Genomic DNA, 1,308 nt, shown 5'->3' with positions numbered 1-1,308 from the left:
GACAGAGTTTGTAGCGAGGGGAGCGAGTGGAGTTTTTGCAGTTCGGTCTGTTTTTGAGGGTTCGATGGTTGCGGAAATTGCTGGAACGGGAGCCGTTGCGCTCAGCAGGACTGCCAAAACGGGGCTAAGTTGCCAAATCGGCCGGTAATGGTGATACATCTTGGTTCACACCTCAACACCGGCCAAATTGTACGGGAAGATTTAAGGTAGAAGCAACGACAAAACGATCGAACGATCGAATTGTCCGACAAAACGTCAAACAATTCGATCGTTCGCTGGAAATTTCACCTGGAAATTTCACCTGGAAATTTCTCTGAGAACGCTGTTCGAGAACCCTCGTTAGAAGGTGAAGGTCGTCCGCAAGATACCGACAACAGCATCGTCGTTATCTTTTTCCCCTTGGGGAGCGGTCAACCAAATCAGACCCGGCGTAATCGAGATATTGTCGTTGAGTTGATAGCGATAAAACGCTTCCAGGTGGAACGGCGTATCGTCGGCCACGGAATCGGCGTTGCTACCGTTCAACCCGCCCACGTAAGGCTCGGCACCAGCCAGAATCCCCAGCAGGTTGCCGTCTCCACCAAAGTCGGGTAACGCCAAGCCTAAACCGTAATACCAAATTTCCGCATCGTCTTTACCCGCCCCGCGAGATTCGGCATCGGTGTAACCACCGAAGGCTTTGACAGACAGGGTATCGCCCAGTTGATAGGAGGCTGCGATACCGTAAGAGTTCGTGTACAACGCCGCGTTACCGCCAAAGGGCTGCACGGCGGTGAAGGTTCCCGGCCCCAGGTCGAAAATGCCGTTGTCGCTGTTGGGGCTGTCGTTGAAGTAGGCGTGGTTGTAGGTTAAGCCCACTTGCAAGTTGGCGAAGTCGAAGGTCAACTGTCCTAACATGGAGTATTCGCCGTTGAACAGACCTTCTTTTTCGCTGGGGCTGAAGGAGTCCCCGCCGAAGTAACCGGCCGAAACCGTCAGCCAGTCGGTGGCTTCGAGGTTGAAACCGATACCGCCACCGTTGGACAAGCCGATTTTGTAAATGGGACTGGATTCGGCGAAGCTAGACAGGGCGTTGCTGGCTCCCGTGAAACCCTCGAAGTAGGGGCTGACGGTGGGTACGAAGTCTTGCCACAGGGGATAGGCGGCCGGTAAGTACACTTGGACGTTGTCGCCGATGGGGAAGTAGTACGCCAACCAGCCGATTGTAACGTCGCTGTTGCTGTTGAAGCTGTGGGTGAAAACTCCTTGGTCGAGGTTGTTGAAGTAGCGGGAGTTTCCGGCGTCGAGACGAGTCCAGAGTTGGTCGCG

Annotated in this window: 1 protein-coding gene; it reads right to left on the bottom strand. The window is 54.4% G+C overall.

Going from position 1 to position 1,308, the window contains the following annotated elements; all coding sequences use genetic code 11:
- Positions 1–339: 339 nt before the first annotated feature.
- Positions 340–1,308, bottom strand: a 969-nt coding sequence (locus tag ACP5D4_RS21590) for an iron uptake porin (protein WP_428013663.1), incomplete at its 5' end; no start/stop codon positions are given.

It is taken from the genome of Baaleninema sp., assembly GCF_049974805.1.
In the GTDB taxonomy this organism is placed as follows: Bacteria; Cyanobacteriota; Cyanobacteriia; order Cyanobacteriales; family Geitlerinemataceae; genus Baaleninema.
The sequence above is the reverse complement of the archived record's forward strand: the minus strand, read 5'-3'. Positions and strand labels throughout refer to the sequence as shown.